Origin of the sequence: Halalkalibacter alkaliphilus (assembly GCF_023555415.1) — a bacterium.
Lineage (GTDB): Bacteria > Bacillota > Bacilli > Bacillales > Bacillaceae_D > Halalkalibacter > Halalkalibacter alkaliphilus.
On record NZ_JAKRYL010000004.1, the window covers coordinates 1 to 18,462 of the forward strand.

14 protein-coding genes are annotated in these 18,462 nt (G+C 39.5%); 13 read left to right on the forward strand and 1 reads right to left on the reverse strand.

The genetic code is table 11. The features are described 5' to 3' along the window. Positions 1-530 precede the first annotated feature (530 nt). The gene (locus tag MF646_RS04645) at positions 531-1,187 is read left to right on the forward strand and encodes a class I SAM-dependent methyltransferase (protein ID WP_250095336.1); all 657 of its coding nucleotides are present in this window, start codon (positions 531-533) and stop codon (positions 1,185-1,187) included. Between the two features lie 56 nt (positions 1,188-1,243). On the opposite strand, the gene MF646_RS04650 is transcribed toward MF646_RS04645, so the two are convergent. Then, on the reverse strand, positions 1,244-2,956 hold the full coding sequence (locus MF646_RS04650) for an Rqc2 family fibronectin-binding protein (RefSeq protein WP_250095337.1): 1,713 nt from the start codon (positions 2,954-2,956) through the stop codon (positions 1,244-1,246). Positions 2,957-3,155: 199 nt separating this feature from the next. On the opposite strand from MF646_RS04650, the gene MF646_RS04655 reads away from it, so the two are divergent. From MF646_RS04655 to pknB, 12 genes are all read left to right on the forward strand, one after another. After that, positions 3,156-5,861, forward strand: coding sequence for a calcium-translocating P-type ATPase, SERCA-type (locus tag MF646_RS04655; protein WP_250095338.1), 2,706 nt, complete (start codon positions 3,156-3,158; stop codon positions 5,859-5,861). Between the two features lie 125 nt (positions 5,862-5,986). Continuing rightward, a complete protein-coding gene (locus MF646_RS04660; protein ID WP_250095339.1) occupies positions 5,987-6,868 on the forward strand; it encodes a YicC/YloC family endoribonuclease in 882 nt (293 codons plus the stop codon). A 96-nt stretch (positions 6,869-6,964) separates the two neighbouring features. After that, positions 6,965-7,225, forward strand: a complete 261-nt coding sequence (gene remA, locus MF646_RS04665; protein WP_034629754.1) for an extracellular matrix/biofilm regulator RemA — start codon at positions 6,965-6,967, stop codon at positions 7,223-7,225. Between the two features lie 56 nt (positions 7,226-7,281). Then, complete coding sequence (gene gmk / locus MF646_RS04670) at positions 7,282-7,896, forward strand: guanylate kinase (protein WP_250095340.1); 615 nt, start codon at positions 7,282-7,284, stop codon at positions 7,894-7,896. Next, entirely contained in the window at positions 7,896-8,117 is a 222-nt protein-coding gene (gene rpoZ, locus MF646_RS04675; RefSeq protein ID WP_250095341.1) for a DNA-directed RNA polymerase subunit omega, read from the forward strand. Before gmk ends, rpoZ begins: the two co-directional genes overlap by 1 nt. Positions 8,118-8,254: 137 nt before the next feature. Beyond that, a complete protein-coding gene (gene coaBC, locus MF646_RS04680) occupies positions 8,255-9,466 on the forward strand; it encodes a bifunctional phosphopantothenoylcysteine decarboxylase/phosphopantothenate--cysteine ligase CoaBC (protein ID WP_250095342.1) in 1,212 nt (403 codons plus the stop codon). Continuing rightward, on the forward strand, positions 9,463-11,859 hold the full coding sequence (gene priA, locus MF646_RS04685) for a primosomal protein N' (RefSeq protein WP_250095343.1): 2,397 nt from the start codon (positions 9,463-9,465) through the stop codon (positions 11,857-11,859). The genes coaBC and priA overlap by 4 nt, the downstream gene beginning before the upstream one ends. A gap of 401 nt (positions 11,860-12,260) precedes the next feature. Continuing rightward, positions 12,261-13,211: a methionyl-tRNA formyltransferase gene (gene fmt, locus MF646_RS04690; protein ID WP_250095344.1), complete on the forward strand. Its 951-nt coding sequence runs from the start codon at positions 12,261-12,263 to the stop codon at positions 13,209-13,211. Beyond that, positions 13,204-14,541, forward strand: coding sequence for a 16S rRNA (cytosine(967)-C(5))-methyltransferase RsmB (gene rsmB / locus MF646_RS04695; RefSeq protein WP_250095345.1), 1,338 nt, complete (start codon positions 13,204-13,206; stop codon positions 14,539-14,541). The genes fmt and rsmB overlap by 8 nt, the downstream gene beginning before the upstream one ends. Before the next feature lie 24 nt (positions 14,542-14,565). Next, complete coding sequence (rlmN, locus tag MF646_RS04700; RefSeq protein WP_250095346.1) at positions 14,566-15,654, forward strand: dual-specificity RNA methyltransferase RlmN; 1,089 nt, start codon at positions 14,566-14,568, stop codon at positions 15,652-15,654. A 7-nt stretch (positions 15,655-15,661) separates the two neighbouring features. Next, positions 15,662-16,420: a Stp1/IreP family PP2C-type Ser/Thr phosphatase gene (locus MF646_RS04705; protein ID WP_250095347.1), complete on the forward strand. Its 759-nt coding sequence runs from the start codon at positions 15,662-15,664 to the stop codon at positions 16,418-16,420. Beyond that, a complete protein-coding gene (pknB, locus tag MF646_RS04710; RefSeq protein ID WP_250095348.1) occupies positions 16,417-18,420 on the forward strand; it encodes a Stk1 family PASTA domain-containing Ser/Thr kinase in 2,004 nt (667 codons plus the stop codon). The genes MF646_RS04705 and pknB overlap by 4 nt, the downstream gene beginning before the upstream one ends. Positions 18,421-18,462 lie beyond the last annotated feature (42 nt).

The window sequence follows — 18,462 nt, forward strand, 5'->3', positions numbered from 1 at the left end:
TATCCCTTTTTCAGTTCCTTCTTTGCGATGAGCGAAGCCGCCGTTATGTTTTAAGCTTTTTGAACGAACTTCTCTAAAAGCGCACGGCGAGAGGAGCCATCCAAGCATGTTCGCACAAATGAAGAAAAGTCCCTCATAGGAGAGATGAAGTCACAAATGGAGCAAGCGAAGCGGAGAAAAGTCCCTTATAGGAGAGATGAAGTCACAAATGGAGAAAGCGGAGCGGAGAAAAGTCCCTCATAGGAGAGATGAAGTCACAAATGGAGAAAACGGAGCGGAGAAAAGTCCCTCATAGGAGAGATGAAATCACAAATGGAGAAAGCGGAGCGAAGAAAAGTCCCTCATAGGAGAGAGGGAAGCCCCAAACACAAAAGCCGAGCATCAAACATTAATTTTGCTTCATACTAGGAACTCAAGGAAATAAACGGTGCTGCCAGCTCATAAGGCTTTAGAATGGGTTTCTCAAAAAGCGCACTTGCCTTATATAACACTTTTTTGTGCTAAGATAAGGGAAAGAAAGGGTGACGAGAATGAAGAAAATGAGCGGAACAGACTTTGATGATCTTGTTGATTTCTTTGATAAGATGGCGCAAACGAACTGGCTTAGTACGATTCATGATCAATTAAAAGATCTTTCGGGAAGGTGGAGTAATAAAACGATACTCGATATTGGCTGTGGAACAGGAAGATTGCTAGAACGTGGGAAAGAAGAGGCTCGGGAATTAATAGGCATTGATCTATCACATGAGATGGTTGAGAAAAGCCGTTCGGTACTAGAAGGTGGCAGAGCCAAAACAAGAGTACTTGTTGGTGATGCATATTCGCTGCCACTTAGAGAAAAGCAAATAGATGTTGCTGTCTCAACATGTGTAATGTTCCTTCTTCCCGAGCCGCAAAAAGGTCTAAACGAAATGGTACGTGTCGTAAAACCATCCGGGGTTGTTGCGATGTTAAATCCATCACCGAAGATGTCACCAGATGAAGCTGCTAGTTATGCTAATCTGGTAAAGATGAGCGGATTTGAACGAGAATCTCTTTTTGCTTGGTCCAACGTTTCGACGAAAAGACATCGTTACTCTGATGAAGAGCTTAATGGATTATTGATGGAGTTTGGTTTGAAAAACATTCGTCATACTCATGTGTTAGATGGTTTAGCAACAATTACAGTGGCTGAAAATAGACGTTAAGGTTAAAAGAGCATTGTGAAAAGCGAGGATGACCAAGCAACCTCGCTTACTTTTTTTTATTTTCTTAATGAACGAACGACATCCTCATTAGGAGTAACGAAAATGGTTGTCTGATTGTCGTATATGACGTATCCAGGCTTAGCTCCATTTGGTTTTTTTACATGGCGGATTTTCGTGTAATCTACGGGGACAGAACTTGATTGTTTCGCCTTGCTATAAAAAGCGGCCACTGTAGCAGCTTCAAGTAATGTGTTATCATCAGGATCGGTACTTCTAATAACAACATGGGACCCAGGAATATCCTTAGTATGCAGCCAAATTTCATCTTGCCTTGCAAATTTATTTGTTACATAATCGTTTTGCTTATTATTCTTACCAACAAAAAATTCAACGCCACTTGTTGAGATATATTGCTCAAGCTGTGGCTTTGTGTCTTTTTTCTTTTTATGCTGCTTCACGCGTCTACGGATATAGCCTTCCTCCATTAATTCCTCACGAATTTCTTCGATATCTTTAGGAGCTGCACTTTCCATTTGTTGAATCAGTTGGTCAAAGTATTGAACTTCTTCTTTCGCTTTTAGTATTTGCTCTTCTACAACAGCTACTGAATTCTTTGCTTTGTTGTACTTTTTAAAATAGGCTTGTGCATTATCAGATGGACTTTTTTGTGGATCAAGCTTAATAAGGGCTGTACCACCTTCTTCATCATAATAATCAATTACTTCCACTTGGGTATCTCCTCGTTTTACCATATGTAAGTTAGCCGTTAAGAGCTCGCCGAGTTTTTGGTATTCCTTAGCTCGTTCAGCTTGATGTAACGTCTGCTCTAATTTCTTGATTTTCTTTTTGTTTTTTTGCCATTCGTTTCTTAAAAAACGCTCTAAATCATGTGCTTGTTGTTTGACGCGATCTCGTTCTGCTTTTCCGTAGTAGAACCGATCAAGCAATTCGCTAACAGATTGAAAAGGTTTTCGTTCACCTTTTAGATGTTCTAATGGGATGATGGAAAACAATTCTTTTCCACTTGATGTAATAAGCATTTCAGGCTGATAATTATGTTCGCTTAGCCGATTGATAAAGGCTGAATAAGCAGGTGGTAGTGTATTCCGGTTAACAAAAGAGCCTGATTGGAACGTAATCTCACTAGCTAGTTGTGGTGAGAGTCCAGCAATTTGCCCTACTAATTGCCTATCAATCTTTCCGGCATTAAAATCAATCAATTTTAACAATCCATCATCATCTAATTCAAACGGATTCGCTTTATGTTGCTCAGGAGGCAATTTGTAAACTTGTCCTGGCATCACAGTGCGATAGCTGCTTTGAGCAGGACTAATATGTTTAATGCTATCGAGGATTACTCCTGTTTTTTTGTCAACCAAGCTAATATTACTGTGACGTCCCATAATTTCAACATATAGCTTCTTAAAAGTTTCATCACCGAGTTCATCTTTATTTTTAATATGAAAAATAATAACACGTTCCATATCAAGTTGTTCAATCTTTTCAATAATACTTCCTTCTAAATGCTTTCTGAGCAACATACAAAACATTGGTGGTGTAGAAGGGTTATCGTACTTTTCTTTTGTGATGTGAATTCTCGCAAAGTTAGCATTTGCTGATAGGAGCAAATGGTGGTTCTTGCCTTTTGCTCGAATCGTAAATACTAATTCTGTCTTATATGGTTGATAAATTTTTGATATTCTTCCTGACGTTAACAACGTTTCAAGCTCGTGTGTCATCGCCCTTGTCATAAATCCATCAAATGACATGGCTCGATCATCCTTTCCTTCTTACCGTACTTGCTAGAGCTGTTATTCAAACTGCAGCAACAATTGTTGTTTTTTTAGAATGCTCTTATGAGTATAGCATGTTTTCCTTGTTCACTGAATATGATGGCTTGTATAAACAATTGGATAAGCCTTTAAGCAAATATATGTGAAAAGAGAATATCATGTGGGGTGTGTCGAGATGAAATGGTACAAGTTAGAGGATCATGAAGTAGCCTCATCTGTCGGAACGGATTTTGAAAAGGGATTAACGGAAAAAGAAGTAGAAAAGCGTTTGAAGAAATATGGACCCAATAAACTTGATGAAGGAAAGAGGCCATCTGCTTTATTTGTTTTTCTAGGACAATTTAAAGATTTCATGGTTCTCGTTCTTTTAGCTGCTACCTTTATCTCTGGAATGCTTGGAGAATACATTGATGCCATTACAATTATGATCATTGTATTATTAAATGGAATATTAGGGTTTGTTCAAGAGAGGAAAGCAGAGAAATCACTTGATGCATTAAAGGAATTATCAGCACCGCAAATGCATGTGCTAAGAAAAGGGGAGTGGAAAAAAGTCTTATCTGCACAAGTCGTCCCTGGTGATATCGTCAAGGTTTCTAGTGGTGACCGAATTGGAGCAGACTTACGTCTAGTACAAACGAATGGATTACGAATTGAAGAGTCTTCTTTAACAGGAGAATCAGTTCCTGTTCAGAAGCAGCATCATTCATTGGAAGGATCAGATATTGAAATTGGTGATCAATCAAATATGGCATTTATGGGTACGCTTGTCACACAAGGAAGTGGCATCGGAGTCGTTGTTGGGACAGGAATGAAGACCGAAATGGGGAAAATAGCCCACTTACTTCAATCGACAACAACACTGATTACACCACTTCAACGTCGATTAGAGCAATTAGGGAAAATATTAATTGCTGTTGCACTTGTGTTAACTGCACTTGTTGTGATTATTGGGGTTTTGCAAGGACATGACGTCTATACGATGATCTTATCAGGGGTTTCATTAGCAGTTGCTGCGATCCCAGAAGGACTTCCTGCGATTGTTACCGTTGCATTAGCACTTGGAGTTCAACGAATGATAAAAAGAAAAGCAATTGTTCGAAAGCTGCCTGCAGTTGAAACGTTGGGGTGTGCTTCGGTTATTTGTTCAGATAAAACAGGGACACTTACGCAAAATAAAATGACGGTCACGCATGCATGGAGTGAAGGAAAACTTTGGAACATTTCTGGTGGCGGGTATGAGCCGCATGGAACGTTTAGTCAAAATGGGAAGAAGATTGAGCCTAGTAAAGAAAGGAAACTTCAACAACTATTAAGCTATGGGTGGTTATGCAATAATGCTAATTTGTTAGAGAAGACAGTTAAGCAAGGAATGCTTAGAAAGCAAGTTACAGAGTATGTGATGGATGGAGATCCAACAGAAGGGGCTCTTGTCGTTGCTGCTATGAAGGCTGGCTATTCAAAACAAGGATTAGAAAAACACTTTTCAAGAGTTTTAGAATTTCCTTTTGACTCAGCAAGAAAAATGATGTCTGTCGTTGTCAAAGATACAAAAGGAAGATCTTTTGTTATTACAAAGGGTGCGCCAGATGTTGTTTTAGGTCAATGTACAAAGATAGCTTATGGGGCCAATGAAGAAGCTCTTACTTCTAAGCGAAAATTAGAGGTTGAAGGAGCTGTTGAACAATTAGCAGGGAATGCCCTTCGAACGATTGCGATTGCTTATCGTCCATTAGGAGCATCAGAAACGTGCAAGCAACCATTTGAGGCAGAACGTGGATTAACATTTATTGGTTTACAAGGAATGATTGACCCTCCAAGACCAGAAGTGAAGGACTCCATTGCTGAATGCCGCCAAGCTGGGATTAAAACTGTTATGATCACTGGAGATCATAAAGTAACGGCCTCAGCAATAGCAACACAATTAGGGATTTTATCTAAAAAGGGAAAAGTACTAGACGGTCAAATGCTTTCAAAGCTTAGTGTAGCCCAATTAGAAGAGATCGTAGATGATGTTGATGTCTATGCACGAGTTTCGCCTGAACATAAATTGAAAATTGTTAAAGCTCTACAAGCAAAAGGTCATATTGTTGCAATGACGGGGGATGGTGTGAATGATGCACCTGCTATTAAGGCTGCAAACATTGGGATTGCAATGGGAATCACTGGAACCGATGTGGCCAAAGAGGCATCCTCCTTAATATTAAGTGACGACAATTTTGCTACAATTAAAGCTGCGATTAAAGAAGGACGAAACATTTATGAGAATATTCGAAAATTCATTCGTTATATGATGGCCTCAAATGTCGGGGAAATTTTGGTCATGTTGTTTGCCATGATGTTAGGTATGCCGCTTCCACTTGTGGCCATTCAAATTCTTTGGATTAACCTTGTCACAGATGGACTTCCAGCTATGGCCTTAGGAATGGACCAAGCGGAAGGAGATGTCATGAAACGGGCACCTAGAAATCCAAATGAGGGGGTATTCGCTCGTGGATTGACTTGGAAGATTTTAAGTCGAGGCTTTATGATTGGGGTCGTAACTCTTGTTGCGTTTTGGCTTACGTTACAAGCAGATCCAAGTGATTTAACGAAGGCGCAAACTGTTGCGTTTGTTACTCTCGTTATGGCACAATTGATTCATGTATTCGATTGTCGCAGTGAGTATTCAGTATATCACCGAAATCCATTTGAAAATCGCTATTTAGTTGGTGCTGTAATTATCTCAACTTTATTAATGTTAGCAGTTATTTATTATCCACCGTTACAAACTGTCTTCCATACTGTAGCATTAACTGGTCATGAGTGGTTATTAGTTCTAGGTATGGCATCGATTCCGACTGTTGTACTTGGAGGCTTTCAACTAATAAAACGAAAATAATCTTACGAGGTTAACGAATGAAGAGCTGTTGGACTACGTCCAATTACTTCAGCGTTAACCTCTCTTTTGGTTTTACTTGTTGAGTATAATGTTTTTCTGTAAAATAAAAGTTGGATGTGATAAATATGAAAAGTATGACAGGATATGGTTCAGCGATTGTGAAGTGCGGCAATGGTGAAGTAACGATTGAAGTGAAAGCTGTAAACCATCGATTTTTAGAATTACAAGTCAAGGTACCCCACGCGCTTTTATTTATGGAAGATAAGATACGAAAGCAAGTAAAAGACATTGCACAACGCGGGAAAATTGATATTGTTATTCATGTGGAAGAAGCAGCGAGTACTAAGCGCGTGCTAACGTTGGACGAACAATTGCTAGACCAATATAAAGAAGCTGCAGATGTGATTAAAGACAAGATAGGCTCAGATTCCCCTCTTGATCTAAGTAGCATTTTGCTAGATCGTCACATTGTTCAAGTGGAAGAAGTTAGCAGTGGCAATTGGAATGAAGAAGAAGAATCCATTCAACAAGGTGTAATAGAAGCTCTTTTATCCTTTAATTCGATGAGAGTGGCAGAGGGGCAGTATTTACATCAGGATATGAAGAATTGGCTGCAAAAATTATTGGAGTGCTGTAAGGACATAGAACTATTAGCCCCTAAGTTAGTTGATCGTTACCGTGAAAAAGTGGAAGGCAGAATTAAGGATTATATAGATGGGGATTCAGAAATTGATGATGTGAGAATTCTAACTGAAGTAGCTATTCTTACTGAAAAAATGGACATAAGTGAAGAGTTAGTTCGCATGAGGGCGCATGTAGATCAGTATAAACATTACATGAATCAGGATGACGCTATTGGAAGAAGGCTTGACTTCTTATTACAAGAAATGAATAGAGAAGTAAATACAATTGGATCGAAGGCGGCTGATTCTAGCATTAGACAACATGTTGTTGAGATGAAAGGATTCCTTGAAAAATTAAAAGAACAAGTACAAAATGTTGAATAGGAGCTAGAATTCGCCAAGAGTTTCGTATATAGTTAGATTAGTTTGGATAACAATGTTGAGAGTGGATGCGGCTCTCCTAAAGTGGGGGTAAAAGAAATGAACATTAAATTAATTAACATCGGTTTTGGAAATATTGTTTCAGCTAATCGAATTATTTCCATCGTAAGTCCAGAGTCAGCACCAATTAAACGAATTATTCAAGATGCAAGAGATCGTAATATGTTAATTGATGCAACATATGGTCGCAGGACGCGAGCAGTTATTATTGCTGATAGTGATCACGTGATCTTAAGTGCGGTTCAACCTGAAACAGTAGCACAAAGGTTGACTAGCAAAGACGATACAGGTGAAGACTAATCAAGAATATGTTAGGATACATAAGCATGAATGCATGAAGCGTGTAGGAGGTTTCCATGAAGAAAGATAAAGGTCTATTACTTGTATTATCGGGGCCGGCAGGTGTTGGTAAAGGGACAGTATGTTCGGCATTACGTCAAGAAAATACATCTGTTCAGTATTCTGTTTCTGCTACGACTCGTTCTCCAAGAGAGGGAGAGCAAGATGGGGTCAATTATTTTTTTAAAACGAGAGAGCAATTTGAAAAAATGATTGAACATGATCAGTTGTTAGAGTGGGCAGAGTATGTAGGCAACTATTACGGTACACCAATTGAATATGTTAGAGAAACAATTAATAGTGGGCAAGATATTATTCTTGAGATTGAAGTACAAGGTGCTCTTAAAGTGCGCGAACGTTTTCCAGAAGGTGTATTCATTTTCTTAATGCCACCAAGTTTAGCTGAGCTAAGAAGTCGGATTGTTGGACGTGGTACGGAAACAGAAGATATTATAAACAAACGGATGACGGTAGCAAAAGACGAGATTGAAATGATGAAAAAGTATGATTATGTTGTAGAAAATGATCAAGTTCACCTTGCTGTTGAGCGGATAAAATCGATTGTAACAGCAGAGCACTGTAAACGTGAACGATTAATAGAAAAATATAAAGAACTGGTGGAGGTAGACTAATGCTATATCCTTCGATTGATTCGCTTTTAACAAAACTAGATTCAAAGTATACACTTGTTACGGTATCGGCGAAACGAGCACGTGAAATCCGTGAAGATTTATCCCGTGGTCCTATGGTTAATCGACCTGTTTCTCATAAGCCGGTTGGGGTTGCACTCGAAGAAATTATTGATGACCACTTACATTTTAAACGAATTAACCCGTTAGACGATGAGGAATAAGAAAGCTAGAGGCTGACTCAATTCATTAGCTTCAAACCCCAACGAAGCATGGTAGTAATTATTGTTTTAGGGGTTTGACCTTTTTGAGTCAGCCTTTTTTCTATGAGTAGAAAAACACTAGGGAGTGGGTGAAAACAATGCTAAAAGGAAAAAATATTATCCTTGGAGTATGCGGAGGGATTGCAGCTTTTAAAGCTGCAGCTCTAACAAGTAAGCTAGTACAAGCCGGAGCAAACGTGAAAGTGATTATGACTGAATCAGCAAAGGAGTTTGTGACCCCCTTAACTTTTCAGGCCCTATCACGTCAGCCGGTTTATGATAATACATTTATTGAACCTGATCCAACAAAAATTGCTCATATTGATGTGGCTGATTGGGCAGACGTTGTTTTGGTCGCCCCTACTACAGCGAATGTACTAGCAAAGCTTGCAAATGGACTAGCTGATGATATGTTAACAACAACTTTGCTTGCGACAACGGCTCCCATTTTTCTTGCACCTGCAATGAATGTCAATATGTATAACAAAGCAGCTGTTCAACGTAATGTATCCACATTATCAAATGATGGATACCGTTTCATAGATGGAGCGGAAGGCTATCTAGCTTGTGGGTGGACTGGAAAGGGGCGAATGGCTGAACCTGAAGATCTATTTGCTATTCTTGAACGTCACTTTGTAACTTGTGCTGGTCAACTTAAGGGGAAGACGGTAGTCATAACAGCAGGACCAACTCAAGAGAGGATTGATCCTGTCCGCTATTTCACAAATCACTCATCAGGAAAAATGGGCTATGCTATTGCAGAGGCAGCTCGCTTGCAAGGAGCCAAAGTTGTGTTAATCTCTGGACCTACACAAATCGAACCGCCAGAAGGGGTGGAAGTCATTCATGTTGTCTCGGCGAAAGAGATGTTTGAGGCTTGCATGAGATACTATGAAAAAGCTGATATCGTGATCAAGTCTGCTGCAGTTGCAGATTACAGACCAAAAGATACGTTCGAGCAAAAACGAAAAAAGCAGCCAGGAACGTGGTTCATTGAGATGGAGAGAACGACGGATATTTTACAAACCTTAGGTAACCAAAAAGTAGACCAAATACTTGTTGGATTTGCTGCTGAATCGGAACATGTTGAAGAATATGCAATGAAAAAATTGCATTCCAAGAACCTAGATTTAATCATAGCAAATAATATCCTGCAAGAAGGGGCCGGCTTTAAAGGAGATACGAATATTGTTACAACCTTTACGAAGGATGGGGACAAAAAGGAGTATCCTGTCTTAGCGAAAAGAGAAGTGGCCCAATTCATTATTTCTGACATCATTACCTATATGGAAAGGCATCATCGTTTATGATTGCGAAAGTGATAGTCGATGTTCCAACTTCCCAAACGGATCGTTTGTTTGATTATCAGATTCCGAAAGAGTGGGAAAATGTCATACAACCAGGGATTAGAGTTGTTGTCCCTTTTGGACCAAGAAAAATTCAAGGTTTTGTCATTGACCTAGAGCAAGAATCGCCTTTAGAAAAAATAAAGCCAATTGAAGATGTATTAGACGTTGTTCCTGTTTTAACGAAAGAATTGCTTCAACTTGGAGAGTGGTTATCGGAGCAAACGCTGAGCTTTAAGTTATCTGCCTATCAACTAATGATTCCAGCTGCTATGCGGACAAAGGTGAAAAAAGAAATAGTGTTACGATCGGATAGCAATCAATTACCTGCTTCATTGCAAAAGTTCTTTCAATCTGGAGACAAGGCGTTATGGTCAGATGTTTTAACTGAAAAACAAAATTTAAAAATTGTCCAGGAACTAGTTAAAGATGGAGTTTTTGAAGTTCGTTATCAAGTAGAAGAAAAAGGGAAAAAGAAGACAGAACGATATATCAAGCTAGTTGATTCTAGTGTTCACCTAGAAAAACTTCCAGCTCGAGCGCAAAAACAAAAAGAAATCATTACCTTTTTAAAAGAGATAGCTGAGCCGATTTCTGTACAGGCTCTATTAAAAAGGTTGGAAACGACTAGGCAAGTCGTAACGACGTTAGTAAAAAAAGGATATATTCAAGAGTTTGCCCAGGAAGTTTATCGTGATCCGTTAGCTGGGGTTCACTATGAGCGCACACTGCCTCTTTCTCTTACTGCACAGCAACAAGAAGTAATCACACCAATTTTAAATTCTCTTGAGAGTAAAGAGCATGACACGTTTTTGCTGCACGGTGTAACAGGAAGCGGAAAAACGGAGGTTTACTTACAATCAATTGATAAGGCTCTTCAAATGGGAAGAGAAGCTATTGTTCTTGTACCAGAAATTTCATTAACACCGCAAATGGTTCAAAGATTTAAAGGCAGGTTCGGTTCGAAAGTAGCAGTACTTCATTCAGGACTATCGATGGGAGAGAAGTACGATGAATGGAGAAAGATATTAAGAAAAGAAGTCGAGGTTGTTGTTGGTGCCCGGTCTGCAATTTTTGCCCCGTTTACAAATGTTGGAATTATTATTATTGATGAAGAGCACGAAACGAGTTATAAGCAAGAAGAAAATCCAAAGTATCATGCTAGAGATGTAGCGATTTTTCGAGGTGATTATCACCAGTGTCCAGTGATCTTAGGAAGCGCCACACCTTCACTTGAATCATACGCCCGGGCGAAGAAGCAAGTTTATCAATTGCTACCATTAACGACGAGAGTGAATCAACGGTCAATGCCGGCAGTAGAAGTGGTTGATATGCGTGAAGAGTTACGAAATGGGAACCGCTCCATGTTTTCTTTTTCATTATTGGAAATGTTAAAAGATAGGATAGATAAAGGGGAACAATCTGTCCTCTTTTTAAACCGAAGAGGGTATTCAACATTTGTAATGTGTCGAGACTGCGGATATGTAGCAACATGTGAACATTGTGACATTTCTCTAACCTATCATCGTACACAGCATTCATTAAAATGTCATTATTGTGGTCATGAAGAAAAGATGCCAAACACATGTGAGTCTTGTGGAAGTGATCATATTCGCTTTTTCGGGTCGGGAACGCAAAAGGTTGAAGAAGAACTGACTCGTGTGTTACCAACTGCAAAAGTCATACGTATGGATATTGATACAACAAGGCGAAAAGGGTCTCATGAAAGGCTTCTTTCTGCGTTTGGACGAGGAGAAGCAGATATTTTGCTTGGAACTCAAATGATTGCTAAAGGGCTAGATTTTCCTAAAATTACGCTCGTTGGTGTACTAGCAGCAGACTCGATGCTCCATATTCCTGATTTTAGATCAGCTGAGCGTACGTTTCAGTTAATGGAACAAGTAAGTGGACGAGCAGGTAGACATGAACTTGAAGGAAAAGTGATTATCCAATCATACACACCGGACCACTATAGTATTGAGCTTGTAAAAAGTCATGATTATGAACATTTCTTTCAAATGGAAATGTCGCAAAGGAAGACAGGTTTATATCCGCCTTATGTCTTTATGGTTTTAATTAATATTTCTCATCCTGAATTAACAAAAGTTATAAATGTTTCTGAAAAAATTGCCACTTTTCTCAAGAGAGAGCTTCAAGAATCAACGACAGTTCTAGGACCGGTCGCATCTCCACTTGCACGTATAAAAGATAGATATCGATATCAATGCATGATAAAATACAGAAACGAGCCGAGGTTACTTGAAACATTGCGTGAAATACAGCAACATTTCATCCGAGAAATTAACCAAGGCCAACTACAAGTCTCGATAGATATGCATCCTTATATGTTTACATAAGAGTTTAAACCAAAAGGGTGCCTTTCCCTTTTGGTTTAAACTCGAAGCGATGAGCGAAGCCGCCGTAATGTTTTAAGCCTTTTAGGAGCGCTCTTCTCCTAAAAGGCGCATGGCGAGAGAAGCCATCGCAAACATGTTCGCACTGTTTAGGGTAAAGAGGCAGCAATTCCTTTGAGTTAAGGTTCGAAGAGAGAGCGAAGCCGCCGTAATGTTTTAAGCCTTTTAGGAGCGCTCTTCTCCTAAAAGGCGCACGGCGAGAGAAGCCATCGCAAACATGTTCGCACAGGTTGAAGGAAAATTAATTTATATACGAAAATGAGGGCTTTGCCCAATTTATACATAATTACGTAGCAGGTACTATCACTGAAAAAATAGTGACTGCATGAAAGGCGGTCGTTTAAATGAAAATTGTTTTTATGGGAACACCTGATTTCTCCGTCCCCGTGTTAAGAAACTTAATAAATGAAGGATACGATATTGCTGCTGTCGTGACGCAACCAGATCGTCCCGTAGGTAGAAAACGTATCTTGACTCCACCCCCTGTAAAAATAGAAGCTGAGAAGCATCATATTGATGTACTGCAACCAGAAAAAATTCGTGAAAAAAATGAGTTAGACAAAGTATTTTCATATGAACCAGATTTGATTGTCACAGCAGCATTTGGGCAGATTCTACCGAAAGAACTTCTAGATTATCCAAAACATGGCTGCATTAATGTTCATGCCTCTCTTCTTCCAAAATACCGTGGCGGTGCTCCTATTCATCAAGCGATTATAGATGGTCAGAAAGAATCTGGTGTAACAATTATGTATATGGTTGAGAAATTAGACGCAGGTGATATGATTTCACAAGTACGTGTCCCAATTGAAGAAAAAGATCATGTAGGGACAATGCATGATAAGTTAAGTATAGCTGGTGCCAATCTCTTAATTGAAACGATCCCCGAACTCATTAAAGGCAATCTGTCAGCTAAAACACAAGATGAAGCTGATGTTACTTTTGCACGAAACATTTCACGTGAGATGGAATTGCTTAACTGGAGTCGTTCAGGGGAAGACTTATATAATCAAATAAGAGGGCTGCATCCATGGCCCGTTGCATATACAATTTTAGATGGAAAGCCGTTAAAAGTATGGTGGGGTGAGAAGGTACAGTCAAACCAATCAGTTCCAGCTGGAACAATTGAACGGATTGAACAAGATGGAATTATTGTGGCAACAGGATCAAACATGGCAATAAAAATTACAGAACTTCAACCTTCAGGTAAAAAGAAAATGGATGCGACCTCTTTTATTCGGGGTGCAGGTGCCTATTTAAAAAATGGAATGAAGCTAGGAGAATCAAATGAGTAAACCAGTTCGTGAGGTAGCCTTAGAAATTTTGCTTCAAATTGAGAAAAATCAAGCCTATAGCAACCTCCTTTTAAACCAAACTGTAAATCGAACAAAGTTAGATCCAAGAGATGTCGGTTTATTGACAGAAATTGTGTATGGGACGATCCAGCGCAGAGATACGCTCGATTATTATTTACAGTCATTTGTAAAAAAAGGAGTCCCTTCCCTGCAGGATTGGGTAAAGGTATTATTACGCTTATCCGTGTATCAAATAGCTTATTTAGATCGTGTTCCAGAACGGGCTGTAATTCATGAAGCTGTGGCTATCGCCAAAAAACGTGGACATAAAGGCATAAGTGGGATGGTAAATGGCGTGCTCCGGTCTATTCAAAGAGAAGGACTCCCCTCCCTAGCACACATAAAAGATGAGACAGAAAGAGTTGCCCTTGAATATAGCTACCCAGTTTGGTTAGTAAAGCGTTGGGTTGCTCAATATGGATTAGACGAAACAAGGGAAATGTGTCAATCAAGCTTAGAACCGCCAAATGTAACAGTTCGTGTGAATCAAGTGAAAGCGTCGGTAGAAGAAGCACTTTTGCTTTTAGAGAAAGAAGGATTACAAGTGAAGCATGGAGATTTATCACCTGATGCAATCATTGTAGAAAAAGGAAATGTTTTTCAAACGAATACGTACAAAAAAGGCTATGTAACAGCGCAAGATGAAAGTTCGATGCTAGTTGGACGAGCTGTCGGGGCAAAACCTGGAATGACAGTGGCTGATACGTGTGCTGCACCAGGAGGGAAATCAACTCACATTGCTGAACAAATGGACGATACGGGAACCGTTTTGTCATTTGATTTACATGACCACAAAGTGAAGTTGATCCATGATCAAACAAAGAGACTTGGTTTATCATGTATTCAGGCTGAAGCAATGGATGCGAGAAAAATTCACGAAAATGTGAAGGGACAATTTGATCGTGTGTTAGTCGATGCACCTTGTAGTGGGTTTGGGGTTATTAGAAGAAAGCCTGATATTAAATGGTCGAAAAGAGAAACAGATATTAAGGCGATAAAGAATATTCAGCAAGACATTTTACAAGCAGTAGCCCCGTTCGTAAAACAAGGTGGAACACTTATTTATAGTACTTGTACAGTAGACAAAGATGAGAATGAAAAAAGTGTCGCGAATTTCTTAGCTGAGCATCCAGATTTCCAACTAGATAAAACGTTAAAAGATAGACTTCCTGAGAAAGCGCTAGGCCGATATGTAGAAGGAATGGTTACCATTCTTCCTCAAGATTTCCAAACAGACGGCTTTTTTATAGCAAGTCTTATCAAACAATAATTAACAGGCGAAAGGTGTGCGACGATGGAAGAATTAAAAAAGACAGTTAAAGTACCAGAAAGTGGACAACTTCGGTCCGTTTATTCACTTAAATTTGAAGATTTACAAGACTGGCTTAAGGAACAAGATGAGCCAAAATTCCGTGCTACACAAATTTTTGAATGGTTATATCAAAAGCGTGTGACGAGTTTTGGGGAAATGTTAAACCTGTCAAAGGATTTGCGTGAAAAGCTAGCAAATTCCTTTACTATCACTACATTGAAAATTGTGACAAGACAAGTATCATCCGATGGAACAGTGAAATTTTTATTTGAATTACATGATGGCTATTCCATTGAAACAGTTGTTATGCGACATGACTATGGAAATAGTGTTTGTGTAACTACTCAAGTGGGGTGTAGACTAGGTTGTACATTCTGTGCTTCGACTCTTGGTGGGTTAAAGAGAAATTTGGAAGCAGGAGAAATCGTTGCACAAGTACTGGAATCTCAAAGAGCAATGGACGAAGTGGAAGAGCGAGTAAGTTCAGTTGTTGTTATGGGAATTGGTGAGCCATTTGATAACTACGATGAGCTTGTTCCCTTCTTAAAAACAATAAATCATGAAAAAGGGCTAAACATCGGTGCACGTCATATTACGGTTTCAACAAGTGGTGTCGTTCCGAAAATTTATAAATTTGCTGATGAGAAAATGCAAATAAATTTTGCTATTTCCCTACATGCGCCAACAACAGAAATTCGTAGTAAGCTAATGCCAGTCAATAGAGCATGGCCGCTTGAAAAACTAATGGATTCGATTCGTTACTATATTGAAACGACAGGCAGACGTGTTACGTTTGAGTATGGATTGTTTGGAGGTGTTAATGATCAAGAAGAACATGCAGAGCTTTTGGCCGATTTAATTAAGGGGATTAAATGCCATGTAAATCTAATTCCTGTAAACTACGTATTAGAACGGGACTATGTTCGCACACCAAGAGAGCAGATTTTTGCGTTTGAAAAAGTATTGAAAAAACGCGGTGTCAATGTAACGATTAGGAGAGAGCAAGGTCATGATATTGATGCCGCTTGTGGTCAGCTTCGAGCAAAGGAGCGAAAAGAGGAGACGAGGTGACTAGGAGATGGAGTTTACTTTTCGAACAGACGTAGGGAAAGTTCGCGCACATAATGAGGACAGTGGTGGAGTATTTAATAACGAAATAGGTGTCCTTGCTGTAGTAGCTGATGGAATGGGGGGACATCGTGCTGGGGATGTAGCTAGTGCGATGACTACCAGTTATTTACGTGATGTGTGGAAAGAAGTCAAAGAAATTGCTACTGTTGTAGATGCAGAGAAATGGTTAATAGAGCAGTTTCAACGTATTAATGAACAACTATACTCGCACGCTGAGGAACACCCAGAATGCCGTGGAATGGGTACGACTCTTGTTGTTGCGTTATGTATGGACGAATTTATTTCAATTGCTCACATTGGTGATAGTCGTGCCTATGTTTATAATGAATTTGGATTTCAATTAAAAACGTCAGACCATTCTCTTGTTCAAGAACTTGTTAGGAATGGGCAAATTTCAGAAGAAGAAGCAGAACATCATCCAAGAAGAAATGTTCTCTTGCGTGCTTTGGGAACAGAAAGCGAAATAAAAATTGATGTGACAACGTTGCAAGTTGAGGAAGATCAACAGATCTTGTTGTGTTCAGACGGATTAACGAATAAAGTTAGTAATGATGAATTGAGAGCGCACCTTGAAGGATTTGATGAATTGCCATCAAAAGCAGATAAATTAATAAACCTTGCAAATGAGCGCGGTGGGGAAGATAACATAACAGTGGCAATTATCGATTTTAAAGACAAATCGGACGAGCGGAGCAAACAGCAATGATTGGGCAGCGCATAAGTGGTCGCTATCAAATTCTCGAGACAATTGGTGGCGGAGGAATGGCCAATGTTTATAAAGCGCTCGACGTCATTCTTGACCGCCATGTTGCTGTGAAGGTATTACAACCTCAATTTTCTGATGATGAGCAATTTATCCAGCGCTTTAGACGTGAGGCACAATCGGCTACAAGTTTAGCACATCCTAACATTGTAAACATTTATGATGTTGGGGAGGAAGGCAATACGTATTACATAGTAATGGAATATGTTGAAGGTCCAACGTTAAAGGAATTAATTCAATCACGAGGACCGATCCCTGTCGAAGAAGCAGTCGATTATATGGAACAGATGCTTTCGGCACTTGAGCATTCTCATGCAAACCATCTTATTCATCGCGACATTAAGCCGCATAATATTCTAATAAGTAATGAGGGTGTTGTGAAGGTAACAGACTTTGGAATTGCTCGTGCTATTTCAGCTGCTACGATTACCCATACGAATTCAGTTATGGGGTCTGTGCATTATCTTTCTCCCGAACAAGCTCGTGGTGGTCATGTCACGTATAAATCAGATATTTATTCATTAGGTATTGTTTTATATGAGATGGTAACTGGAGAATTACCTTTTCAAGGGGACACAGCTGTCTCAATTGCGATTAAACATTTACAAAACGAAGTTCCATCGGCAAAGGAGAAAGTTCCATCGCTCCCACAAAGTATTGAAAATGTCATACGCAAAGCAACAGTCAAGGATCCTCTTAAGCGATACGCTACGGTTCAAGAAATGGAAGAAGATGTCCTTACTGTATTAGCTCCTGAAAGAGAGAATGAAGCTGTTTTTGTAGTGGAGGCCGAGGATGAAGAAGCAACAAAAGCGATCCCGATTATTCGTGAACATGAAACGACGGATCTTGATAAGACGGTTGAAGTTCCTCTAACAAAAACACATAGTAAGCCAGTAGAACCTATTAAAAAGGAACCAGAAACAAAGCCAAAACCAAAACCGAAGAAGAAAGGGAAAAGGTGGCTTACTATCTTAGTTGTTATCGCCTTACTGATGATTGGTGGAGCGATTGCAGCCTTTGCATTATTGCCGACTATTTTTCAAGTCGGAGAAGTTGAAGTTCCAAGTGTGGTAGAACTTCCTTTCGAAGAAGCAGAAGAGGAGTTAACGTCCCTGAAGCTTCAAGTTGTAAGGGAGGAAATAGAAGATGATGAAATCGCAGAGGGGCATGTTGTTAGACAAAATCCAGTTTCAGGATCAATGGTAAAAGAAGGTTCTACTGTACGGCTTTTTGTGAGTCAAGGTAGGGAAGAAGTGGAACTAGATGATGTTGTTGGCATGCACATTGATAGGGCTGCAAGTCAATTAAGAGGACAAGGATTTACGGTTGAAACAACCGAGCAAGAAACAGATCAGCACTCTCCTGGATATGTGACCGTACAGGATCCTGAACCAGGAACCCTGGTTATTGTTGATGAAACAACGATTCATCTAACGTATAGTGTTGCACAAGTTATTCGCTTGCGAGACCTTCAGAATGTAAGAGAGTCTGAAGGGGTTACCTATTTAACTGAAGCTGGTCTTAATCATAATATAAGTTATGAACATTCAAATACGATTGAATCTGGCAGGGTTCTAAGACAATCACCTGCTCCTAATACGGAGTTAACAAAAGGTCAAACAGTAAACCTTACGATATCAAGGGGACCAGAACCAGAGCCAGAGCCAGAAGAAGAACCAGTTTATAATTACGAAGTTCGTCAAGAAATTCAAATGTCTGCTGAGGAACGTGAGGCGGGAGAATCATTTGACATTCGAATTATTTATCGTGATCATACTACTGGAGGGCAAGAAAGAGTGTTTGAAGATGAAACAATTACTGACACTAAACTATATTCAATCCCTTTGGTGACATCCCCATCACAAAATGGATATATTGAAATTTATATTGATGGGAAGCTTGAAAAAGATTTAGGTCCTTATGAGTTTCGTAGGCGTTAAATTAAGAAATGACAAGGGGGATGAAAATACTTGCCTTTTGTC

Bases quoted from the DNA above. Each gene is read 5' to 3' on its own strand.
- MF646_RS04645 (WP_250095336.1), top strand. From the start codon at position 531: ATGAAGAAAATGAGCGGAACAGACTTTGATGATCTTGTTGATTTCTTT.
- MF646_RS04650 (WP_250095337.1), bottom strand. From the start codon at position 2,956: ATGTCATTTGATGGATTTATGACAAGGGCGATGACACACGAGCTTGAA.
- MF646_RS04655 (WP_250095338.1), top strand. From the start codon at position 3,156: ATGAAATGGTACAAGTTAGAGGATCATGAAGTAGCCTCATCTGTCGGA.
- MF646_RS04660 (WP_250095339.1), top strand. From the start codon at position 5,987: ATGAAAAGTATGACAGGATATGGTTCAGCGATTGTGAAGTGCGGCAAT.
- remA (WP_034629754.1), top strand. From the start codon at position 6,965: ATGAACATTAAATTAATTAACATCGGTTTTGGAAATATTGTTTCAGCT.
- gmk (WP_250095340.1), top strand. From the start codon at position 7,282: ATGAAGAAAGATAAAGGTCTATTACTTGTATTATCGGGGCCGGCAGGT.
- rpoZ (WP_250095341.1), top strand. From the start codon at position 7,896: ATGCTATATCCTTCGATTGATTCGCTTTTAACAAAACTAGATTCAAAG.
- coaBC (WP_250095342.1), top strand. From the start codon at position 8,255: ATGCTAAAAGGAAAAAATATTATCCTTGGAGTATGCGGAGGGATTGCA.
- priA (WP_250095343.1), top strand. From the start codon at position 9,463: ATGATTGCGAAAGTGATAGTCGATGTTCCAACTTCCCAAACGGATCGT.
- fmt (WP_250095344.1), top strand. From the start codon at position 12,261: ATGAAAATTGTTTTTATGGGAACACCTGATTTCTCCGTCCCCGTGTTA.
- rsmB (WP_250095345.1), top strand. From the start codon at position 13,204: ATGAGTAAACCAGTTCGTGAGGTAGCCTTAGAAATTTTGCTTCAAATT.
- rlmN (WP_250095346.1), top strand. From the start codon at position 14,566: ATGGAAGAATTAAAAAAGACAGTTAAAGTACCAGAAAGTGGACAACTT.
- MF646_RS04705 (WP_250095347.1), top strand. From the start codon at position 15,662: ATGGAGTTTACTTTTCGAACAGACGTAGGGAAAGTTCGCGCACATAAT.
- pknB (WP_250095348.1), top strand. From the start codon at position 16,417: ATGATTGGGCAGCGCATAAGTGGTCGCTATCAAATTCTCGAGACAATT.